Origin of the sequence: Mesorhizobium sp. M8A.F.Ca.ET.202.01.1.1, assembly GCF_004791595.1 — a bacterium.
GTDB lineage: Bacteria > Pseudomonadota > Alphaproteobacteria > Rhizobiales > Rhizobiaceae > Mesorhizobium.
Genome location: NZ_SRUN01000026.1, coordinates 24,207 through 38,089 on the forward strand (window position 1 = coordinate 24,207; position 13,883 = coordinate 38,089).

The window sequence follows — 13,883 nt, forward strand, 5'->3', positions numbered from 1 at the left end:
CTCGCTTGACGTCTCGGCGCGCTTCGGAAACAAGGTCCGCGATATCAGGCGAAAGCCACTTCGAGGGGGACGGACGTTGAGTTTTTCGGGATTGCTGCAGCTGGGTTTTTCAACGGTGATCTTCCTGCTGGCGGCGACCGCCGCCAAGCAATGGGGACTGGCGCCGAGCCTGGGCAAGATCCTGCTGACGCTGGCGCTCTATTCGCTGGGCAATCTGATCATGCTGCGGCTGATCCGCGAGTTCGGCATGTCGGTGTCGTTCAGCCTTTCGGCGGTCATCCAGCTGGTCTCGGTCAATGTCGTGGCGCTGGTGTTCTTCGGCGAGCGCGTCAACGCGCTGCAGGCGACCGGCATCATGCTGGCGATCGCCGCCGTGGCGCTGATCACCCTTGGGCCCTATCTGCAAGGGCGGTTATAACCGTGCCGATGAAAAACGCTGCGAAAACGCTGCTCAACCGGGTCGAATTCCCGGTGCTGCTGGCCGGCCTGGTCATCGCTGGTGGGCTGTGGGCGTTCGAGGAATTGATGGAGGTGGCACGGGCCACCACGCCGCACGCCTTCGATACCGAAATCCTGCTTGCCTTCCGCCAGCCGGGCCAGCCCGGCGTTCCCATCGGTCCATCATGGCTGGAAGGGGCGATGCGCGACGTCACCAGTCTTGGCAGTACCAGCGTGCTGGTGCTGATCACCACGGCGGCGATCATATATCTGCTTTTGATCCGCAGGCGAGGCACCGCGCTTCTCATCTTCGTTGCCGTGGCGGGCGGCCAGCTCCTGTCGAGCCTGCTGAAAGTCGGCGTCGACCGGCCACGCCCGGAACTGGTTTCGCATCTGGTCAACGAGACCTCGCTCTCCTTCCCGAGCGGCCACGCCATGCTGTCGGCGGTGACCTATCTCACGCTCGGTTCGCTGGCGGCACGCTTCCTGCCAGGCCGAACCACCAAGGTCTACGTGTTGTTCCTGGCGGTGCTGACGACGGTGCTGGTCGGCGTCAGCCGCGTCTATCTGGGCGTCCACTGGCCGTCCGATGTGCTGGCGGGCTGGTGTGCCGGCTTCGCCTGGGCGATGCTATGCTGGCTGGTGGCGAGGATTCTGCAACGGCGCCAGGCGGTGAGCGACGATGCCTGACCTCGCCGTCAGATCAACCTGTTGATGAGGTGCCCACCACAGCCCGCCAGGGCCAAAGCCATTGGTAGCAAGCCTGCTGATGTCATCAAGATCTTGAAAACGTTCAACCTCGTTATCCCCTGCCCCGAATGTGCGGCACCTTAGGCTGAAATCCTCGGAAAATATCGAGAAATGGACAATCAGGCGAAGACGCTAACGTGCCGCAAGCGTCAAGCGGCCGCTGGTGACCTATGCCGCGTCGATCGGCGATGCGCGGGCGCAGCTGGCGGGAAAACAAGAGGCGGAGCAACCGTCGCTCAACGGTTGAGCGATGCCGGGCCGCTGACGAAAGGACTTTCCTTCAGGTAAAAGCGAAGCAGGCGGTCCGCGTCCTTCGAAATGCCGATCCTGATGCCCTGTCCGATCGCGCCGGCCTCGAATTCATCGTGTGCAAGCCATAGCGAGCCTTCCCGGCAAAGGTCGAGCCCGTCGAGCGATCGATCGATCCGCAATGCCGCGGCCAGCCTTCCGGGCCCGCGCGCCAGGTCGCGCAGGCGCTCGACGCCACGGTTCAGCCGCATGATCTCGATGCCTTCCAGCGGTTCCAGCGCCCGGATCAGCACGCCGGTTCCCGTGCCTTGCGCCTCGCTCGAAACGTTCAGCATGAACGAGATGCCATAGGCGAGATAGACATAGGCGTGCCCGCGCTCGAGAAACAGCGACCGGTTGCGCTCCGTCATCCCTCGAAAGCCATGCCCGGCGGCATCGCCGGCGACATAGGCTTCCGTCTCGACGATCCGCCCGCTGACCCTGCCGTCGGGCAAGTCGCGCACCACCAGCTTGCCGATGAGATAACGGGCAAGGGCGGCCGTATCGTCCGGCAGTTCTTCCCGCGCGAGCGGTGGATGATTTGTCGAGCGGTTCACGGGATCCGTTCGACCCATTGCGCGCGCGAAGGTCCGGGTTCGAACGGATCGCCGAAATACTGCGTCTCGCGGACCACCTTGCCGTCGAGGAACTCCATGATGCTGACCGTGTAGGACGGCCGCCCGTCATAGGTCAGGACATATTCGGTGACCCAGAGGTCACCGGTGCCTGTGATGCGGCGCACGATGAAGCGCTTGCGGTTCGGCTGCGCGGCGCGGGACGACTGGATGTTGCGCCGCCCGCTTATGCGCTCGCCCGATTGCGGATAGTCGAGCACTGCGTCCTCCCGGTAGATCTCGTGCTCAGCTTCGAAGTCGCTGGTGTCGGAAGCGGCCCAGTGACGATCCAGGGCCGCTCTGATCTCTCGGTCTTCCATCTCGAACTCCTTGGCCGCCGATGCCGGGCCGTCATACCATATATGCCTGCCTAGAGCGGACCTTCGAGATTGCGCCGAATGGCGTTCGCAAAGCCAGCCGAGGCGCCGCCGGCCGCACTTGTCGATCACTTTTCACTAGACATCCGCATGGCGCAGGGCATTGGCGATCACCGCGAAGGCCGGCGAATTCTGCCGGCGGGTCGGATAGTAGAGGTAATAGCCCGGGAACAGCGGGCACCATTCGTCGAGCATCAGCACCAGCCGGCCCGACCGAATCTCGTCGGTCACCAAATTCTCCGGCACGTAGGCGATCCCTAGTCCGCTCACGGCGGCGTCGATCATGGGGATCGTCGAATTGAAGGTCAGCTGTCCGTCGACGCGCACTCTCAGTTCTGGAGCGGCCGGTATGGGCTCTCAATCGATCTTCAGCGCCGCCACCTCGCCCTCGTTCATCAGCGGCACATAGAGGATCGACTTGCCGTCGGTGCCGATGTCGGCACTGCCCGGCTTGAAATGCGCCACCGCTTGCGGCGCGCCGCCGGTCCTGTATCGGTAGAGCGTGCCGGTCATGTAGGCGGTGGCGTAGATGGTGTCGCCCAGCGCGATGACGCCGTCGAGGTCGGCGAATTTCTGCGCGCCCGCCAGCGGCGTCACCGCCTTGCTGGCGAGGTCGACCGCCAGCAGCCCGCCCGGCTCGGCCGTGCTGAAGTCGGGCTTGATGCCCTTGCCCCAGGAGGCGACGATCAGCCTGCTGCCATCGGCGAAGACGCCGTTGGGTGAAGCGAGCATGGCGTCCCTGACAAACAGCTCCGGTCTGTCGCCGTCGATGCGGTAGATCGTGTCGGCCAGCATGTCGGTGACATAGACCTTGCCCGACTGGTCCGACGTCATGTCGTTCAGGAAGACGGCATTCGGGATCACGATGCTGGCGATGAGCTTGCCGCTGGCGAGGTCGACGACGCGGACCTTGGTGATGTCGGCGACATAGAGCTTGCCGCCCGCTATCGCCATGCCCTTGGGCGCGTCCATGCCGTCGGTCCAGTGCTGGGTGACGATCTTGCCCTCCGTGGACAGCACGCTGAGATAACCATTGCCGTCGGCGTCGCCCGGATTGCCTGATATGTTGGAAACGATGATGCGGTTATTGGCGGCGTCGAACAGCGCCGATTCCGGCTGTTCGAGGCCCGTTGCCCGCCAGAGTTCTCCGGCCTGGGCCGGCGGTGCGGCCGCTATGCCGATGGTGGCGATAAAGGCTGAGGTGACGAAGATATTCATGACTGCTCTCCTTTGATGTCGGCGAAGAGCTAGGCTTTTCGATACTTTTCGGGAAGCCAGATTGCCACTAGTATCGAATACCGATACGAAACCGACGGCAAGAGGTGCATCCCATGAACGGTCTGGTCTTCGAGGCGCTTAAGCGGACGCTGAAGGCGAAGGGCGTCACGTATCGCGAGCTTGCCGAACGCATGGGCGTTTCCGAGCCGACGGTGAAGCGCATCTTCCATGAGAAGAACTGCAAGCTCGACCGGCTGGTGGAGATCTGCGCCGCCGCCGGCGTGGAACTGGAAAACGTGCTCGGCTCGATGAGCAGGGGGCCGGGGCCGGTCAACCACGTCGCGCCGGAGATCGAGCGCCGGCTCGCCGGCCGTCCGGCGCTGCTGTTCGTCTTCGTCATGCTGTCGGAAAAGTTCACGCCTGAAGGCATCATGCGCTCGCAGGGCCTGAGCGAAGCCTCGATGTTCCTCTATCTGCGCGACCTCGAGCAGCTCGGCCTGATCGCGCTCGGCCGTGGCCTGTCCGCGAAATTGCTGGTCGAGACGCCGATTCAATGGAATTTCGAGGGGCCGCTCAGGCCGCTGTTCGAGATGACCAACAAGAATTTCATCGGTTGGGCGATCACCCATATCGAGAAGGAGGCGACCTTCGTCAGCTTCTCCAGGCGGATGCGGCCGGAGACGGCGGAAATGGTGCGGCGCGAGGCCGAGGAACTGGCCGACCGCGCGAAACTGCTCGCCCATCACGACCAGCACACCACGCCCGAGGACGGGTTGGTCGGCTACAAATGGACGTTCGCCTTCGGCGCCACGCCGTTCGAGGCGATCATGCCGATCGGCCCGCATCCGCGCGACACCGGGGCGTTCGATCGGCCCGCCGCTCCTGCAAAGGGACGCCGCCCGTTACCGGCCTGATACAGAAACCGAAATCACATTCATGATATAGTTCGCGCACTGATTTGTCAGATTGTAGAAGGCGGGTTTGCCGAATGCGTGACACGTCCCCATGAAATCGAAGTGATCCTATGTCGACCGCGCCAACACTTGAACTTCGCCGCTATTCGCGCCTGAAAAATTTGCGGGCGCGCGCAGAACGCCAGGGTGCTGCATTACAGTTCTGGGCGCGTACGGCATCGCTCGCCGTGATCTCCTGCTTCTTTTCATTGACCAGCCGCTGGGATGCTTCGCTGCTCTTCGTGCTGGCGGGCCTCGTGCTGTTCCAGCTGGTCGGCCTGATCCAGTTTCTCTTTGCTCGCCGTCGTACGGCGCGATGGTGGATCGGTTACCTCACCGGTACGCTGGACATCATTCTGTTGACCGTTCTGCTGATAACGCCCAACCCGTTTTCCCTCGAGGTCGCGCCGGCCGCGATGCAACTGCGCGAGGGCAGCTTTAAATACCTGCTGATTTTCGTATGCCTTGGCGCTCTGACCCTTTCGACACGATTGGCACTCTATCTCGGCGCGCTCGCGGCCCTGACATGGGCGATCGGGGTGGGATGGGTGATTTCCCATCCGGGAACCGTAATTCCGGCGACGAACCTCTATTCGCTGCCAATGACAGAGCGACTGAACCTCTATCTCAACCCCAATTTCGTCGATACATTCGCGCAGGCGACCAACGTGTTGGTTGTGCTGATTATCGGCGCGATCATGGCGCTGGTCGTCTTTCGTTCCCGACATCTGTCGGAAGACTATGTCAAGGCAGAGCGCGCCCGCGCCAATCTCGCCCGGCATTTTTCGCCCAATGTCGTCGACCAGCTCGCCGCCGATGACGAGCCCTTCGGCCCGGTTCGCCGGCAGGATATCGCGGTGCTGTTCGCCGACATCGTCGGCTTCACACACTATTCCGAGGATCATCCGGCCGAAGCAGTGTTCGAACTCCTGCGTCAGTTCCACCGTCGCATGGAACAAGTCGTTTTCGACCACCGTGGCACCGTCGATAACTATATCGGCGATTGCATCATGGCGACATTCGGGGTTCCGCAAGCCAGCCATGACGACGCGACTCGGGCCATCCAGTGCGCTGAAGCGATGGTCGCCGCTCTCGAGGACTGGAATGTACAGCGTGTGTCCAGGGGATACCCGCCGCTGGACGTTCGGATCGGTGTACAATATGGCGCAGTGGTCATCGGCGCGGTCGGCAGCGAGCGCAATCTGTCCTTCGCGGTGGTGGGCGACACCGTCAACGTCGCCAGCCGTTTGCAGTCGCTCTGCCGTGAGCTTCAGGCGAATATTTGCTTTGGGTCACGACTGATTGAGGCGGCGAAGGCGGAATCGCCCACGACACCGTTGAATGCGCGCGATCATGGACCGATGAGCATCCGCGGCCGGGACGAACCGGTCCATGTCTGGGTCGAACGCAGAGCCGAAAACCAGGGTGTTGTTGCGGTTCCGGCGTGACATAGGCCGCCATGTGAAACGCTGCACCTCGGCAGGACAGCGGTAGGCCGCGCCAGGCATGTCCTGACCTAGGCGGAAAGCCATCACGTGTCCGTCGCGGTTGCGCCAGCCTTTGCGGCTGCGGCGTCCGTGCTTGCCTTGTCGTCCCAGACCATTTGCCGGTAGTCGAAACCATATTCCAGCGTCGGCTTGACGATGCGGAAAAACGGCGACAGGTCGAAATCGCGCGGCGTGTAGAGCGAGTGATGGCGGATGTGCAGGATTTCCCTGCGCGAATAGTTCGACTGTGCCGAGGCGCGGCCGGGCGCGCGGGTTATCTCGGGCAGGATCGGATAGCGGATCTGGCCGTAAGCCTCGGCAATCAGCGTCGAGCAGATCGCCCGCGTCGGGTCGCCGGAGCCGAAGGCCAGCATGCGGCGGCGCCAGCGCACCGGCACCGGCGGCGTCGGCATGAAATAGCGCAGCATGTCGAAGATGTTCTTGAGGTCGTATCTCAGGCCGAGCTTGCTGATCATGAAGGCGACGACCTTGTCGCGGTCTTCGGGTGCCAGGCCGCTCGCCCGGCAGATGCGGGTATTGTAGGTCCGGTACCGCGACAAGGGTACGGCGACACAGCCTTCGCCGAGCGTGACCTCGATCAGCCGCCTGCGTTCCGAGCCGTCATCCGGTTCGGCCAACGCATCGCCGACATAGAAGGCCGCATGCGACCACGTCGACTGGGTCAGATACTTGATCGCCGCCGAGATCTTCTGGTTGCCTTCGATCAGCAGGACGTCGCCCGGCTCCAACGTGCGGCGCAGTGTTTCGGCGTCGGAAGGCGTGTAGGGCTCGTATCCCGACGATTCTTCCTGCAGCCGACCGGCAAGCCAGCGGCCCAGTCGATCCAGAAGCATGTCGCCAGGCTCGGTCATCGGCTATGGCGATTACCACAGGCCGGTGCCCGAGGGCAAAGCATGTTCGGTCCGGATCAGCCGGTGGCCGCAAGTGCGCGGGCGTCTTCGGCCGAGCCGGCAAGATCGTCGCGGGCCTTGCGGGCAAGCTTTTTCGTCGAGCGCTTGGGGCTGTCGCCAAACAGTTCGGCCGCCTCGGCAAGGCACGCCTTCTTCAGGCTCTTTTCCGAACGCTTGAGCAGCTTGCCGAGAAGTTTCGTATCGTCGGACGGCCCCAGCGGCTCGTCGTCCGCCTCGAGCAACGCACGCATGACGAACACATCATGCAGTTCGCCGAGCCGTTCGCCCAGTGCGTCGACGGCCTTGCGCCGCGCCTTGATCGGGGTCGGCCACAGCCTGCCGAGCAGCGACAGGTGCATGCCATGCGTCTTGGCCGCCTTGCGCAGGTCGTGGAAATCGCCGGCCTCGCCGTGCGAGCCGGCCTTGTCGAGGGCCCTCCTTGCACGGCGCAAGGTGGCGCGGGCGCCTTCGGCAAGCACGTCGGCGGCCTGTTCCGGCTGGTCGGGCAGGGTAAGGGTTTCGATGCGCTTCATGCCGTCTTCGCAGGCAGCGGCGGCCGCGCCGATCGCTGCCTTCAGCCCGGCGCCTTCGTGCAAATCATGCTGGCGTGCGATCAGCCGGTCGCGCACGGCATCGAGCCCGCCATCGGCGCTTTCCCTGGCAAAGGCCGCCGCCAGCCGATCGATGGTTTCGATCAGAGCTGTCGCTTCACGCGGGCCGGCAAGCAGCGCCGCCACATTGCGATAGCATTGGTTTTCCGTGGCACAGAACGTTTCGTCTCCGGAACGAACGAGGCGCAACAAGGCGCGCGCGCTCTTCAGCCGCTTGCGGCATTTGTGTAGCCCCTGTTCGGGCCGAGTGCGCGCCACGTCCAGATGTTGCAGGGCCTTGCCGATTTCCTCGGCAAGGATGCGTCTGACCTCGCCGGTCAGCGGCAGGCGCGGGTCTATGCGAAAGCTCATGCGGCGATCTCCGGTATCCCCCCGAGGGCGAGCGACGCGTTGTAGAACATCTGTTCACCGGTGACTTCACGGCCGAGCCAGTCCGGCAGCATTTCATCCGGAACGTCTTCCGGAGTCTCGAGTTCGGCCACCACAAGTCCCGCCAGTGCGCCGCCAAAGACATCGACTTCATAGAGATAGCCGCGATGTCTAACATGGTAGCGTGTCTTCTCGATGACACGTCCGATGGCGAAGTCCAGCATCTCCACCGCCTCCGCCAGCGGGATCGGATATTCGAATTCGTCGCGCTCGCGCGCGCTGCTGCCGAATTTGAGCGTCAGCTTGGCCGAGGCGCCATCACTGATGCGGATGCGGACGGTTCGTCCGGGTGCCGTGGCGAGATAGAACTGGAGAATGCGGATATCCGCTTCCACCAGATCCCGCCACGCGGGGCTGGAGACCAGGAACTTACGCTCGACTTCCTTGCCCATGGCCGCGCACTAAAGCGTTTGCCGAAGGCGATGGCAAGACGGCGCCGCACACAAGTTGACTTTAATCAATCGATTGATTAAAGTGCTTACCATGATCAAATTGTCGGACGCCAAGCCGCCCCGCCACGCGACATCCCCGGCTGAGCTAACGCGTGCCGCGCTCGTTCGGGCGGCGCTGAAACTGTTCGGGCGGCAGGGCTTCGACGGCACCTCGACGCGTGAAATCGCCGCCGAGGCGGGGGCCAATATCGGCTCGATCGCCTATCATTTCGGTGGCAAGGAAGGTCTTCGCGCCGCTGCCGCCGACTTCATCGTCGAGACCATTCAGGCCGTCGCCGGTCAGGCGCTCAATGAACAGGCCGCGACGGCTGGCGACCCGGAGGCGGCGCGCGCGCAGCTGTTCGCGGCCCTGGAACGGATGGTCGGCTTTGTCGTGGCCAGCCCGCAGGCCGGGGAGATCGTGCAGTTCGTGCTGCGCGAACTGTCGCATCCGACGGCGGCGCTCGACCGCATCTATGACGGCGTCTTCGAGCCGGCGCATCGCCGCCTGTGCCTGCTCTGGGAGCAAGCCACCGGCGAGCCGGCCGAGAGCGAACGGACCCGGCTCACCGTGTTCACGCTGATCGGCCAGGTCATCTATTTCCGCATCGGCCGCGAGGCGGTGATGCGCCGCATGGGCTGGCAAGACATCGGTGCCGCCGAGGCCGCCAAGGTGGTGGCGGCCACCACGGACAACCTCGGCGCCATGCTGGCCGCCCGAAAAGGGTAGGGATGAAGGGACCAAGACAATGAGCTTCCTGTGTTCGCTGCCGCTCGCCACCCAGCTGTTCGGTGCCTGCGCCCCGGCGGCACCGCTCGCCGTCGGTTATGTCGAGGGCGAATACGTGCTGCTGGCGCCGATCGAGGTGGCACAGGTCGAGACGGTGACGGTGAAGCGCGGCGATCGCGTCACGGCGGGAGCCACCGTGGTGACACTTGAAAATGCCGACGCCAAGATCGCGGTGGCGCAGGCGCAGGCAAGCCTCGCCCAAGCACAGGCGCAGTTGGCCGACCTGCAGGTCGGCAAGCGGCCCGAAGAAATCGCCGCACTGAAGGCTCAAGTCGACATGGCCAAGGCGCAGGCAGACGACGCAAGACGCAAATACGCTCGCGCCGCCGATCTGTTCAAGCGCGGCACCGGCACCCAGGCCGACTATGACACCGCCTCGGCGACGCTGGAAACCGCCAACGCCCAGGTCGGCCAGGCCGAGGCCAATCTCGCCGTCGGCGGCCTGCCGGCGCGCGCCGAGACGATCAAGGCCGCCGACAACCAGGTCAAGCAGGCGCAGGCCGAACTGGAGCAGGCGGTGTGGCGCCTCTCCAAGCGCACGCTCGCGGCCCCTTCGCCCGGCCGCGTCAACGACGTCATCCGCAATCCCGGCGACACGGCGGGCCCGACCGCGCCTGTCATCTCGGTGCTCCCCGACGGCGCGGTGAAGCTCAGCGTCTATATTCCGGAAGCGGCCTTCTCCTCGGTCAAGGTCGGCAGCCTGCTCAGCGTCCATTGCGACGGCTGCGGCCCGGACGTGAGGGCGCGCGTCAGCTATATCTCGCCCGATCCCGAATTCACCCCGCCGGTGATCTACTCCCTGGAAAACCGGCAGAAGCTGGTCTACCTCGTCGAGGCGCGGCCGGAGGGCGATGCGGGGCCGCTGCAGCCCGGCCAGATCGTCGATGTCGATCTCGCGGATATGAGAAAATGAACGCCATCGACGTCCGCGGCCTGGTCAAGCGCTTCGGCGGCAAGATCGTCGTCGACCATGTGACCATGTCGGTCGCCGAGGGCGAGATCGTCGGCTTCCTTGGCCCCAACGGCTCGGGCAAGACCACCACCATCCGCATCATGTGCGGCCTGCTGACGCCGGACGAGGGCGAAGGCACGGTGCTGGGTTTCAACATCCGCACGGACTCGCTCAGGATCAAGCGCGAAGTCGGCTACATGACGCAGAAATTCTCGTTCTACGAGGATCTCACGATCGGCGAGAATCTGGAATTCGTGGCGCGGCTCTACCGGCTGAGACCAGTCGAGGAGTATGTCGCCCGGACATTGGAGGAGCTCGGCCTGGCGACGCGCCGCAACCAGCTGGCCGGCACCTTGTCCGGCGGCTGGAAGCAGCGGCTGGCGCTGGCCGCCTGCATCATGCACAAGCCGAAGCTGCTTCTGCTCGACGAGCCGACGGCTGGCGTCGACCCGAAGGCGCGGCGCGAATTCTGGGACGAGATCCATCGCCTTGCCAGCGGCGGGCTGACCGTGCTGGTCTCCACCCACTATATGGACGAGGCCGAGCGCTGCCATCGCATCAGCTACATCTCCTACGGCAAGATGCTGGCCACCGGCACCGTGGCCGAAGTGGTGAAGAACGCAGGGCTGACCACTTTCGTGGTGCGGGGGCCGCGGCTTGACAAGGTGGCCGAAGCGCTTGAGGGCCGCGCCGGCGTCGACCAGGTGGCGCCGTTCGGCGCCACGCTGCATGTCGTCGGCTCCGACCGCAAGAAGCTTGAAGCAGCGCTTGCCGATGTCGAGAGAGAGCACAAGGGCGTGACCGTGACGCCTGGCGAAACCAGCCTCGAGGACGTCTTCATCCAGTTCATGTCCGGTTCGAAGGACAACATGACATGAAACATGGCATGAACAGCGTCTTTTCCTTTGCCCGGCTCGGCGCGCTGCTGATCAAGGAGTTCATCCAGATGCGGCGCGACCGCATCACCTTCGCCATGATGCTGGGCGTGCCGCTGTTGCAACTGGTGCTGTTTGGCTTCGCCATCAACAACGATCCCAAGAGCCTGCCGACGGCGCTCGTTGCCATCAGCAACGACCAGTATACGCGCGCCATGGCCTCCGCCCTGCAGATGACGGGTTACTACCACTTCGACTTTGTCGCGCAGAGCGCCGCGGAGGCCGAGGAACTGATGGCCAAGGGCGCTGTCTCTTTCGTGGTGACGATCCCCGCCGATTTCGCCCGGCGGGTCGAGCGCGGCGACAACCCGCAGATCCTGATCGAGGCCGACGCAACCGACCCGTCGGCGGCGAGCGGCGCCGTTTCGACATTGAGCAAGGTGGCGAGCCAAGCGCTGCTGCGCGCGCAGGGCATGCAGGCGGCCGCCGCTGAAAGCGCCAGGGGGCAGCTGCAGGTGGTGGTGCACCAGCGCTACAATCCCGAAGGCATCTCGCAATACAACATCGTGCCTGGCCTGCTCGGCGTGATCCTGCAGATGACCATGGTGATGATGACCGCCATGGCGCTGACCCGTGAGACCGAACGCGGCACGATGGAGAACCTTTTGGCGATGCCTTCCAGCCCGGCCGAGATCATGCTCGGCAAGGTGCTGCCCTTCCTCGTGGTCGGCGCGGTGCAGGTGGCGGTGGTGTTGACCGCGGCGAAGCTCCTGTTCAGCATCCCGTTCGTCGGCTCGCTGACGCTGCTTTTGTCTGCGGTGCTTGTCTTTGTGCTGGCGCTGGTGCTGCTCGGCTACACGATCTCGACCATGGCACGCTCACAGATGCAGGCGATGCAGCTCACCTTCTTCTTCTTCCTGCCGTCGCTGCTGCTGTCGGGCTTCATGTTCCCCTATCGCGGCATGCCCGGTTGGGCGCAGGTGCTGGGCGAGATCTTTCCGCTCACGCATTTCCTGCGCGTCACCCGGGCGGTGATGCTCAAGGGTGCCGACTTCCATGCGATAGGAGCCGAGGTCGGCTGGCTGGTGCTGTTCGTGGTGGTGTTTGCAGGCACGGCTCTGCTCCGGTTCCGCCGCACGCTGGATTAGAGGTTAGGGGCCACCGAATGACCGACGCCTCTAAGCCGCCGCCATGATCTCGGCATAGGTGCCGAAATCGACATTGCCGCCGGAGAGCACCACGGCGACGCATTTGCCGGCAAGGTCTATCTCGCCCGACGACAGCGCCGCCAGCCCGACGCAGCCGCCGGGCTCGACCACCAGTTTGAGATGGGCCATGGCGTCGCGCATCGCCTGCGCGGTCGCTCTGTCGGAAACCGCAATGGCGCCGGCGAGGTTGCGGCGGTTGATCTCGAAGGTGATGGCGCCCGGCTCGGCGGTGAGGATGGCGTCGCAGATCGAACTGCAACCCGGCTCGTTCGAAACCCTGGCGCCCGCCGCCAGCGAGCGGCGCGTGTCGTCGAAATGCTCGGGCTCGACCGCCCAGATCGCAGTGCCGGGCGAGGCATCCTTGACCGCAACGGAAATGCCGCTGGTCAGGCCGCCACCGCCGCAGGGAATGACGACCGCGTCGAGCCTGACGCCGAGCGCCCGCGCCTGCTTCACCAGCTCCAGTCCGATCGTGCCCTGGCCGGCAATGATGGCCGGGTCGTCGAAGGGCGGCACCAACGCCATGCCCTTGTCCAGATAGGGACGGACCACCGTCATGCGGTCGTCCTTGAAACGGTCGAAGGGCACCACCTCCGCTCCCATCTTGCGGACATTGGCGATCTTCATGTCGGGCGCATCCGCCGGCATGGCGATGACCGCCTTGACGCCGAACATGGCGGCGGAAGCCGCCACCCCTTGCGCATGGTTGCCCGAGGAAAAGGCGACGACGCCACGGGACCGCTCTTCCTCGCTCAGTGACGACAGCTTGTTGTAGGCGCCGCGGAACTTGAACGACCCGGTGCGCTGCAGCGTCTCCGGCTTGAACAGGATGCGGCCGCCGAAGCGCCGGTTCAGCTCCTGCGATTCGAGCAACGGGGTCTCGACGATCAGGCCATAGAGGCGTGCGGCGGCGGCGTGGATGTCGGCGATGCCGGGAGGGGCGGTCATGACGGGTCCTGTCGTGATGCGATCCGGCCATGGTGCACGGAAAGGCTTGCGCGATGCCAACGAAAAAATGTGACAGGGACAAAGTTGGTGAGTCAGAACGGCGGGCGGTGCTGCCCTCACCTGCCTGCCGGCACTCGTCATTCGAAAAGCCAAGCAGTTGGCTTTTCGTCCGCTACGCGGACCATTCCTCAACTCCCCGTATAGTCACGGGGACAGGGCGCTTGCCGCCGAGGTCAGCTGTCCAGCCGATAGATGGGTAACAGATTGAACCGGATACATAGGTAACAGTTCTCCCCCTATGCATCCGCCGCAGCGCCAAGCGGTTTGGTTGGCGCGGCGCTGCGGCGGATGAGCTTCATGCGTCTGGTGTCGATGATGCCAAGCGGATAATTATGGAAGGTAAGTGCCCATTGGCCGTCCTCGGCTTCGGTGGCCGCGACGGCTTCGCCGGCCAGTGATTGCGAGACATAGACGACGCCGCCATTCCACCTGATCTCGCCATTGTGGCGCACCCAGCGAACCGCGGCCTCTTGCGGATAATCGGGCTCGGGTGGCGTCCTTGGCATGGCTCGTTGCGACGGGCGGTAATGCTGGGCTGGAGTG

At 64.2% G+C, this 13,883-nt stretch carries 15 protein-coding genes and 2 pseudogenes; 8 read left to right on the top strand and 9 right to left on the bottom strand.

The genetic code is table 11. The features are described from left to right. Positions 1 to 76 precede the first annotated feature (76 nt). Together EN845_RS32255 and EN845_RS32260 are read left to right on the top strand one after the other, a co-directional pair. A complete protein-coding gene (locus EN845_RS32255; protein ID WP_056585458.1) occupies positions 77 to 418 on the top strand; it encodes a hypothetical protein in 342 nt (113 codons plus the stop codon). Positions 419 to 426: 8 nt separating this feature from the next. Further along, positions 427 to 1,128 (top strand): phosphatase PAP2 family protein, encoded by a 702-nt coding sequence (locus EN845_RS32260; RefSeq protein ID WP_127278298.1) that lies wholly within the window; start codon positions 427 to 429, stop codon positions 1,126 to 1,128. A 296-nt stretch (positions 1,129 to 1,424) separates the two neighbouring features. Here EN845_RS32260 and EN845_RS32265 read toward each other — a convergent pair whose 3' ends face one another. From EN845_RS32265 to EN845_RS32280, 4 genes and pseudogenes are all read right to left on the bottom strand, one after another. Beyond that, the gene (locus EN845_RS32265; protein WP_127278297.1) at positions 1,425 to 2,051 is read right to left on the bottom strand and encodes a DNA-3-methyladenine glycosylase; all 627 of its coding nucleotides are present in this window, start codon (positions 2,049 to 2,051) and stop codon (positions 1,425 to 1,427) included. Continuing rightward, positions 2,030 to 2,410, bottom strand: a complete 381-nt coding sequence (locus EN845_RS32270) for a nuclear transport factor 2 family protein (protein ID WP_127278296.1) — start codon at positions 2,408 to 2,410, stop codon at positions 2,030 to 2,032. Before EN845_RS32270 ends, EN845_RS32265 begins: the two co-directional genes overlap by 22 nt. A gap of 135 nt (positions 2,411 to 2,545) precedes the next feature. Continuing rightward, positions 2,546 to 2,813, bottom strand: a pseudogene (locus EN845_RS32275) (LysR substrate-binding domain-containing protein); the annotation flags it as partial. Between the two features lie 11 nt (positions 2,814 to 2,824). Further along, complete coding sequence (locus EN845_RS32280) at positions 2,825 to 3,685, bottom strand: ATP/GTP-binding protein (protein WP_127871067.1); 861 nt, start codon at positions 3,683 to 3,685, stop codon at positions 2,825 to 2,827. Between the two features lie 113 nt (positions 3,686 to 3,798). On the opposite strand from EN845_RS32280, the gene EN845_RS32285 reads away from it, so the two are divergent. Together EN845_RS32285 and EN845_RS32290 are read left to right on the top strand one after the other, a co-directional pair. After that, positions 3,799 to 4,599 (top strand): helix-turn-helix transcriptional regulator, encoded by an 801-nt coding sequence (locus EN845_RS32285; protein ID WP_127871068.1) that lies wholly within the window; start codon positions 3,799 to 3,801, stop codon positions 4,597 to 4,599. Between the two features lie 110 nt (positions 4,600 to 4,709). After that, positions 4,710 to 6,086 carry an adenylate/guanylate cyclase domain-containing protein gene (locus EN845_RS32290; protein ID WP_127871069.1) on the top strand — a complete coding sequence of 459 codons (1,377 nt, stop codon included), beginning with the start codon at positions 4,710 to 4,712 and terminating at the stop codon, positions 6,084 to 6,086. Between the two features lie 83 nt (positions 6,087 to 6,169). Here EN845_RS32290 and EN845_RS32295 read toward each other — a convergent pair whose 3' ends face one another. From EN845_RS32295 to EN845_RS32305, 3 genes are read right to left on the bottom strand one after another with little or no spacing between them, the layout of a single operon-like run. Beyond that, positions 6,170 to 6,997, bottom strand: coding sequence for a lipo-like protein (locus EN845_RS32295; RefSeq protein WP_127871070.1), 828 nt, complete (start codon positions 6,995 to 6,997; stop codon positions 6,170 to 6,172). A gap of 56 nt (positions 6,998 to 7,053) precedes the next feature. Next, complete coding sequence (locus EN845_RS32300; RefSeq protein ID WP_127871071.1) at positions 7,054 to 7,998, bottom strand: CHAD domain-containing protein; 945 nt, start codon at positions 7,996 to 7,998, stop codon at positions 7,054 to 7,056. Next, a complete protein-coding gene (locus EN845_RS32305; protein ID WP_127871072.1) occupies positions 7,995 to 8,468 on the bottom strand; it encodes a CYTH domain-containing protein in 474 nt (157 codons plus the stop codon). Before EN845_RS32305 ends, EN845_RS32300 begins: the two co-directional genes overlap by 4 nt. A gap of 91 nt (positions 8,469 to 8,559) precedes the next feature. Between EN845_RS32305 and EN845_RS32310 the strand changes: the two genes are divergently transcribed. The 4 genes from EN845_RS32310 to EN845_RS32325 are packed head-to-tail and all read left to right on the top strand — an operon-like array spanning position 8,560 to position 12,272. Further along, positions 8,560 to 9,237, top strand: coding sequence for a CerR family C-terminal domain-containing protein (locus EN845_RS32310; protein WP_127871073.1), 678 nt, complete (start codon positions 8,560 to 8,562; stop codon positions 9,235 to 9,237). A gap of 19 nt (positions 9,238 to 9,256) precedes the next feature. Continuing rightward, on the top strand, positions 9,257 to 10,210 hold the full coding sequence (locus tag EN845_RS32315) for an HlyD family efflux transporter periplasmic adaptor subunit (RefSeq protein WP_127871074.1): 954 nt from the start codon (positions 9,257 to 9,259) through the stop codon (positions 10,208 to 10,210). Continuing rightward, positions 10,207 to 11,127: an ABC transporter ATP-binding protein gene (locus EN845_RS32320; RefSeq protein ID WP_127871075.1), complete on the top strand. Its 921-nt coding sequence runs from the start codon at positions 10,207 to 10,209 to the stop codon at positions 11,125 to 11,127. Before EN845_RS32315 ends, EN845_RS32320 begins: the two co-directional genes overlap by 4 nt. Positions 11,128 to 11,135: 8 nt before the next feature. Next, positions 11,136 to 12,272, top strand: coding sequence for an ABC transporter permease (locus EN845_RS32325; protein WP_127871290.1), 1,137 nt, complete (start codon positions 11,136 to 11,138; stop codon positions 12,270 to 12,272). A 30-nt stretch (positions 12,273 to 12,302) separates the two neighbouring features. On the opposite strand, the gene EN845_RS32330 is transcribed toward EN845_RS32325, so the two are convergent. Together EN845_RS32330 and EN845_RS32335 are read right to left on the bottom strand one after the other, a co-directional pair. Next, the gene (locus tag EN845_RS32330; RefSeq protein WP_127871076.1) at positions 12,303 to 13,280 is read right to left on the bottom strand and encodes a threonine/serine dehydratase; all 978 of its coding nucleotides are present in this window, start codon (positions 13,278 to 13,280) and stop codon (positions 12,303 to 12,305) included. Between the two features lie 296 nt (positions 13,281 to 13,576). Beyond that, positions 13,577 to 13,883, bottom strand: a pseudogene (locus tag EN845_RS32335) (integrase); the annotation flags it as partial.

What these genes read in the sequence shown, in the direction of transcription:
- EN845_RS32260 (WP_127278298.1), top strand. Translation starts at nt 427, where the DNA reads ATGAAAAACGCTGCGAAAACGCTGCTCAACCGGGTCGAATTCCCGGTG.
- EN845_RS32265 (WP_127278297.1), bottom strand. Translation starts at nt 2,051, where the DNA reads ATGGGTCGAACGGATCCCGTGAACCGCTCGACAAATCATCCACCGCTC.
- EN845_RS32270 (WP_127278296.1), bottom strand. Translation starts at nt 2,410, where the DNA reads ATGGAAGACCGAGAGATCAGAGCGGCCCTGGATCGTCACTGGGCCGCT.
- EN845_RS32280 (WP_127871067.1), bottom strand. Translation starts at nt 3,685, where the DNA reads ATGAATATCTTCGTCACCTCAGCCTTTATCGCCACCATCGGCATAGCG.
- EN845_RS32285 (WP_127871068.1), top strand. Translation starts at nt 3,799, where the DNA reads ATGAACGGTCTGGTCTTCGAGGCGCTTAAGCGGACGCTGAAGGCGAAG.
- EN845_RS32290 (WP_127871069.1), top strand. Translation starts at nt 4,710, where the DNA reads ATGTCGACCGCGCCAACACTTGAACTTCGCCGCTATTCGCGCCTGAAA.
- EN845_RS32295 (WP_127871070.1), bottom strand. Translation starts at nt 6,997, where the DNA reads ATGACCGAGCCTGGCGACATGCTTCTGGATCGACTGGGCCGCTGGCTT.
- EN845_RS32300 (WP_127871071.1), bottom strand. Translation starts at nt 7,998, where the DNA reads ATGAGCTTTCGCATAGACCCGCGCCTGCCGCTGACCGGCGAGGTCAGA.
- EN845_RS32305 (WP_127871072.1), bottom strand. Translation starts at nt 8,468, where the DNA reads ATGGGCAAGGAAGTCGAGCGTAAGTTCCTGGTCTCCAGCCCCGCGTGG.
- EN845_RS32310 (WP_127871073.1), top strand. Translation starts at nt 8,560, where the DNA reads ATGATCAAATTGTCGGACGCCAAGCCGCCCCGCCACGCGACATCCCCG.
- EN845_RS32315 (WP_127871074.1), top strand. Translation starts at nt 9,257, where the DNA reads ATGAGCTTCCTGTGTTCGCTGCCGCTCGCCACCCAGCTGTTCGGTGCC.
- EN845_RS32320 (WP_127871075.1), top strand. Translation starts at nt 10,207, where the DNA reads ATGAACGCCATCGACGTCCGCGGCCTGGTCAAGCGCTTCGGCGGCAAG.
- EN845_RS32325 (WP_127871290.1), top strand. Translation starts at nt 11,136, where the DNA reads ATGAACAGCGTCTTTTCCTTTGCCCGGCTCGGCGCGCTGCTGATCAAG.
- EN845_RS32330 (WP_127871076.1), bottom strand. Translation starts at nt 13,280, where the DNA reads ATGACCGCCCCTCCCGGCATCGCCGACATCCACGCCGCCGCCGCACGC.